1 protein-coding gene is annotated in these 6,909 nt (G+C 71.2%); it reads left to right on the top strand.

What is annotated here, in order from left to right; translation table 11 throughout:
* Window positions 1-6,909 (top strand): non-ribosomal peptide synthetase (locus tag D7X74_RS37505; RefSeq protein WP_120537782.1); only part of this gene is annotated, 6,909 nt, incomplete at both ends.

The following is a 6,909-nucleotide window of genomic DNA, read 5'->3' on the forward strand; positions in this document are numbered from 1 at the left end:
GGCTGGAGGAAGCACTGCGAGCGTTGGTGGAGCACCACGACGCGCTGCGGATGCGCTACGTGCGTGGCGATTCCGGTTGGACGCAGCACAACGCGGGCGTGGGCCACGGGCCCCTCCTGCAACGGCTCGACCTGTCATCGCTCGCGGAGGACGACGAGGCACAGCAGGCGGCGATGGCCGCCGCCGCGAAGGAACTCCACGCGAGCCTGCGGCTGGAAGAAGGACTGCTGCTGCGCGCGCTGCTGATGGAGCGCGGAGCGGGGCGGACGTCACGCCTGCTGCTGGTGGTGCACCACCTGGTGGTGGACGGCGTGTCGTGGCGCGTGCTGCTGGAGGACCTGGGCACGGCCTACGTGCAGCGGCGAGAAGGCCGAGCGGTGGAGTTGCCAGCGAAGACGACGTCCTTCCAGGCCTGGGCGCGCAAGCTGGAAACGTACGCGCGAGGCCCGGAGCTGGAGAAGGAAGCCACCTGGTGGCTGTCGCAGTCGCGTGAGGTTCCCGCGCTGCCCTTGGACACGGTGGGCGAGAACACCGTGGCCTCCGCACGCGGCGTGTTGGCGAAGCTGGACGCGGAAGCGACGCGGGTGCTGTTGCAGGAAGTGCCGGCGGCCTACCGGGCGACGGTGAACGAAGTGCTCGTGGCGGCACTGGCGCGCGTGCTGACGAAGTGGTCCGGGCAGTCTCAGGTGCGCGTGGATGTGGAAGGCCACGGCCGTGAGGACCTCTTCGCGGACGCGGATGTGACGCGCACGGTGGGCTGGTTCACGTCGCTGTACCCGGTGGTGCTGGAGGTGCCGGAAGCAGGCACGCCCGGAGACGCACTGCGCGCGGTGCGGGACACGCTGAGGCAGGTGCCTGGCAAGGGCGTGGGCTACGGCCTGCTGCGCTACCAGGGCCCCGAGTCGGTGGTGGCGAAGCTGAAGCAGGCGCCGAAGGCGCAGGTGGCCTTCAACTACCTGGGGCAGTTCGACGCGCTGGCGGCGGGAGCGGGCGACTTCTCCCTCGCGAAGGAGTCCTCGGGCCCGGCGATGGGGGAGGGCGGACAGCGCGGACACGTGCTGGAGGTGAACGGGCTGGTGGTGGGAGGCCAGCTGGAAGTGACGTGGACGTACAGCGAAGCGCTCCACACGAGGGCAACAGTGGAGGCCCTCGCGCGGGCGTACACGGAAGCCCTGCGCTCGCTGGTGGCGGGCCGTCAGACGGAGGACGCGGCGAGATTCACGCCGGCGGACTTTCCCCTGGCGAAGCTGGACGCGCGCACGCTGTCGCAGGTGCAGGCGAAGGTGGATGGGTTCGAGGACATCTACCCGCTCTCCCCGATGCAGCAGGGCATGCTCTTCCACGCGCTGCTGGCGCCGACGTCGGGCGTGTACTTCGAGCAGCTCTCCTGGGCCTTCCACGCGCAGCTGGACACGCAGGCGCTGCGGCGCGCGTGGGAGACGCTGATTGCCCGGCACCCGGTGCTGCGCACGACGCTGTTGTGGGAAGGGCTGGAGGAGCCGTTGCAGGTGGTGCGCCGTCAGGCGTCGCTGCCGTGGCGGGAGATCGACTGCCGGGGCCTGTCGCCCGCGGAGCAGCAGCAGCGGCTGGAGACCTACCTGGAGCAGGACCGGGCCCAGGGCTTCGATCTGGTGCAGGGGCCCCTGATGCGCGTGGCGATGGTGCGGCTGGACACGTACGTCCACCGCATCGTCTGGAGCTTCCACCACACCATCCTGGATGGCTGGAGCCTGGGGCTGGTGGTCCAGGACCTGTTCGGCTGCTACGACGCGCTCACGCGAGGGCAGCCCGCGCTGGCGCCCTCGCGTCCGATGTTCCGGGACTACATCGCGTGGCTGCGGCGACAGGACCCGGCCCGCTCCGAGGCCTACTGGCGCGAGCGGCTGGCGGGCTTCACCGCGCCCACGCCGTTGCCGCTCGACAAGGGGCCCGGTGCCGACGACAGCGAGTCCGTCCACCGGCATGGCTCCCAGGAGATTTCCCTCTCCGCGGAGGTGACGTCGGCGCTGGAGGCCTTCACGCGTCGCCACCAGCTCACCCTGGGCGCCGTGGTGCAGGGGGCGTGGGCCCTGCTGCTGCTCCGCTACAGCGGTGAGTCGGACGTCGTCTTCGGCACCACCGTCTCCGGCCGTCCCGCCGACCTGGCCGGGGTGGACGGGATGATGGGCCTGTTCATCAACTCGTTGCCGCTCCGGGTGCGGCTGGAGCCGGACGACACGCTCGTGTCCTGGCTCCAGGCGCTCCAGACGCAGCAGGTGGCGCTGGTCGCCCACGAGCACGGCCCGCTGGTCCAGGTGCAGGCCTGGAGCGAGCTGCCCCGGGGCAAGCCCCTCTTCGAGAGCCTCGTCGTCGTGGAGAACTACCCGCTCGACGCCTCGCTCCGGCAGCGCTTCCGGAACCTGGACGTGCGCGACTTCGACGGTCGCGAGCGGATGACGCTGCCGCTGGCGCCCGCCGTCATCCCCGGCGAGAAGCTGGGCCTGCGGCTGTCCTACCAGTCGTCGCGCTTCGACACGGAGGCCATGACCCGGCTGCTCGGACACTGGCGCACGGTGCTGGAGGGCATTGCTGCCGCGAAGCCGGACCTCCGCGTCACCCACCTGCCGCTCCTGACGCTGGACGAGCGGCGTCAGGTGCTGAAGGACTGGAACGAGACCCGGGCGCCCCTGGAGGACGAGGCGTCGCTGCACGGCCTCTTCGAGGCGCAGGTCGCGCGCACGCCTGACGGCGTCGCGGTGGAATGGAATGAGACCCGCTGGACGTACCGCGAGCTGAACGCGCGCGCGAACCAGTTGGCCCGGCACCTGCGGGGCCTCGGCGTGGGGCCGGAGGTCCGCGTGGGCGTGTGCCTGGAGCGCTCCCCGGAGCTGCTGATGGCGCTCTTGGGCATCCTCAAGGCGGGGGGCGCGTACGTGCCCATGGATCCCGCGTATCCGTCGCACCGGCTCGCCTTCCTCCTGGAGGATACGCGGGTGCCGGTGCTCGTCACGCGCGAGGAGATCGCGGACGAGCTGCCCTCGCGCGGCGAGCAGCTGGTGTGCGTGGACTCCGACGCCGCGAGCCTTTCGCGCCAGTCGTCCGAGGACCTGCCCCGGCTCGCCGGAGGCCGCAACCTGGCGTACGTCATCTACACGTCGGGCAGCACCGGCCAGCCCAAGGGCGCGCTCGTCGAGCACCGGGGCATCGTCAACACGCTGACCCGCGCCGTGCCGGACTTCGACGTGCGTCCAGGCACGCGCACGCTCCAGTTCGTGTCGATGAGCTTCGACGTGTCGCTGCTGGAGATCTTCGCCACGCTCACGGGCGGCGGAACGCTGGTGCTCGCGCCCCGCGAAGCGCTGCAACCCGGTCCGGAGCTGACGCGGCTGATGCGCGAGCGGAACATCACCACGTCGGTGCTCCTGCCCTCGACGCTGGCGGTGCTGTCCTCCGAGGACTTCCCCACGCTCCGGACGGTGGTGACGGGCGCGGAGGCGTGCTCGGCGGAGCTGATGGACCGCTGGGCGAACGGCCGGCGCTTCGTGAACTCCTACGGGCCCACCGAGGCGAGCATCACCGTGACGAGCGCGGTGTGCGCGCCGGGTTCGGGGACGCCGCCCATTGGCCGGCCGTATCCGAACGTGCGCGTCTACGTCCTGGACGCGGCGCGCGCGCCGGTGCCCGTGGGCATCCCGGGCGAGCTGTTCATCGGCGGGGCCGGCGTGGGCCGGGGCTACCTGGGCCGCCCTGAGCAGACGGCGGAGCGCTTCGTGCCGGATCCGTTCAGCGAGGAACCGGGAGCGCGCCTGTACCGCACGGGCGACCTCGTGCGCTACCGCGCGGATGGCCTGTTGGAGTTCGTCGGCCGCACCGACCATCAGGTCAAGGTGCGCGGCTTCCGCATCGAGCTGGGGGAGATTGAAGCCGCGCTGGCGGGGGCCGGTTCGGTGCGCGAGGCCGTCGTGCTCGCCCGCGAGGACGTGGCCGGAGACCGGCGCCTCGTCGCCTACGTCGTGCCCATGGAGGACGAACAGGTGGAGGCCGGGACGCTGCGGCGCTACCTGGACGACAAGCTCCCGGAGCACATGGTGCCCTCGGCCTTCGTCGTCCTGGACGCGATGCCGCTCACCCCGAACGGCAAGGTGGACCGCAAGGCCCTGCCCGCGCCGGACGCGGTCCGCACCGAACAGGGACCGACCTACGTCGCTCCGCGCACGCCCGTGGAGGAGACGCTGGCCGCGACCTGGAAGGAACTGCTGGGCGTGTCCCAGGTCGGCATCCACGATGACTTCCTGGAGCTGGGAGGCCACTCGCTGCTGGCGACGCAGGCCATCTCCCGCATCCGCGCCGCGCTCGGGGTGGAGCTGCCGCTGCGCGCGCTGTTCGAGGCCCCCACCGTCGCAGCGCTCGCCGCGCGGGTGGAGGCCGCCCGGGAGCAGTCACTGCCCCGCGTGCCTCCGCTGACGCCCGCGCCGCGCACCGGCGTGCTGCCGCTCTCGTTCGCGCAGCAGCGGCTGTGGTTCCTGGAGCAGTTGGATCCGCAGGCCGCGCTCTACAACATCCCCAGCGTCCTGCGGCTGGAGGGCACGCTGGACGCGGCCGCGCTGGAGCAGGCCTTCAACGCGCTGATCCGCCGACATGAAACCCTGCGGACGACGTTCCACGCGGAGGACGGCAAGCCGTTCCAGCGCATCTCCGAAGCGCCAGCGTTCCTGCTGGAGGCGGTGGACCTGCGGGCGCTGGGTGAGGCTGAGCGTGAGCAGGAGGCGTGGCGGTTGGCCCGGGCGGACGCGGTGCGGCCGTTCGATCTGCTTCAAGGACCGCTGCTGCGCGTGACGTTGCTGCGAACCGGTGAGCGCACGCACCTGTTGCTGCTGACGATGCACCACATCGTCTCCGACGGCTGGTCCGCGGGCGTGCTGGTGCGGGAGCTGGTGGCGCTCTACGCCGCCCGTCTGGAGCAGCGCGAAGCGGAGCTGCCTGCATTGCCGGTGCAGTACGCGGATTACGCCGTGTGGCAGCGGGACTGGCTGCGAGGTGAGGCGCTGGAGGAGCAAGTCGGATGGTGGCGCCGGCAGTTGGACGGGGCTCCCGCCGCGTTGGAGCTGTCGACGAACAAGGCGCGTCCGGCGACGCTGTCGGCGCGCGGAGGCTCGGTGCCCGTGCGGTGGTCCAAGGAGCTAACCGACGCACTGCGGGCCCTGGGCCGTCGCGAGGGCGCGACGCCGTTCATGGTGCTGCTCGCCGCGTGGCAGGTGTTGCTGTCGCGCTACAGCGGCCAGGACGACGTCAGCGTGGGCACACCCGTGGCGGGTCGCACCCAGGCGGAGGTGGAGGGACTCGTCGGGTTGTTCCTCAACACGCTGGTGCTGCGCACGCGGTTGGCTCCGGCTGACAGCTTCCGGCAGGTGCTGGCGCGCGTGAAGGAGACGACGCTCGGAGCGTTCGTGCACCAGCAGGTGCCGTTCGAGCGGTTGGTGGATGCGCTGCGTCCGGAGCGCGATCTGGGCCGCACGCCGCTGTTCCAGGCGATGCTCGTGCTCAACACGGAGGTGGATACGGAGCTGACGCTTCGCGACCTCTCCCTGCGCCGGGTGGAGATGGAGACCCAGACGGCCAAGTTCGAACTCAACCTGTCGCTGAGCGATGCCCCCTCGGGCTTCCAGGGCGCGATGATGTTCAGCGCCGATCTGTTCGAGCACTCGACGGTGGAGCGGATGGTGGAGCACCTGCGGGTGCTGCTGGAGGGCCTCGTGGCGGACCCGGACGTGTCCGTAGGGGCGCTGCCGCTGCTGGATCCGGCCGAGCGTCAGCAGGTGTTGAAGACGTGGAACCAGACGGCGGAAGCGGTGCCGTCGGAGTGCATCCACACGCTGTTCGAGGCGCAGGCGAAGCGGGTGCCTGGAGCCGTGGCGGTGGTGGCGGATGGCCGTCAGCTCACCTACGCGGAGCTGGACGCGCGCGCGAATGGGGTGGCGAAGCGGCTGCGCGAGCTGGGCGTCGGTCCCGAGGCGCTGGTGGGCCTGTACGTGGAGCGCACGGTGGAGGCGGTGGTGGGGATGCTGGGCATCCTCAAGGCAGGCGGGGGCTACGTGCCGATGGATACGTCGTTCCCGACGGCGCGTGTGAAGGCGATCGTCGATGACGCCAGCCTGCGCGTGGTGGTGACGCAGCGGGCGTACGCGAACGCGGTGGCGAACCTGGGTTGCCAGACGCTGATCGTGGAGGACGTGGCCGCGGACACGACGCGTGTGGAGTCGGGCGCGCTGGGTGGAAACGCGGTGTACGCCATCTTCACGTCGGGCAGCACGGGACGTCCGAAGGGCGTGGTGGTGGAGCACCGGCAGTTGGCCAACTACGTGGAGACGATTCGGGGCCGGCTGAGGCTGGTGGAGGGAATGAGCTTCGCGTCGGTGACGACGCTGGCGGCGGACCTGGGGCACACGGCGGTGTTCCCGATGCTGTGCGGAGGGGGGACGCTGCACCTCGTCGCGAAGGACGTGGCGTCGGACGCGGAAGCGTTGGGCGCGTACATGCAGACGCATCGGGTAGAGGGCCTGAAGGTGGTGCCCTCGCACCTGCGTGCGCTCTTGAGCGGGCCGAACGCGAAGCAGGTGCCGCCGCTGAAGCGGTTGGTGGTGGGCGGCGAGGCGTCGGACAGGACACTGGTGGAGACGGTGCAGCGGCTGGCGCCGGAGTGCGCGGTCTTCAACCACTACGGCCCGACGGAGACGACGGTCGGCGTGCTGACGAACGCGGTGGAAGGGGCGTGGGAGGAAGGCACGGCGACGCTAGCGCTGGGCCGTCCGATTGGGAACGCGCGGATGTACGTGCTGGACGCGAGCGGGCGTCCGGTGCCGCGAGGGGTGGCGGGAGAGTTGTACGTGGGCGGGGCGGTGGTGACGCGCGGTTACGTGGGCCGTCCGGAGC

The sequence above is a fragment of the Corallococcus sp. CA047B genome (assembly GCF_003612065.1).
GTDB lineage: Bacteria > Myxococcota > Myxococcia > Myxococcales > Myxococcaceae > Corallococcus > Corallococcus praedator.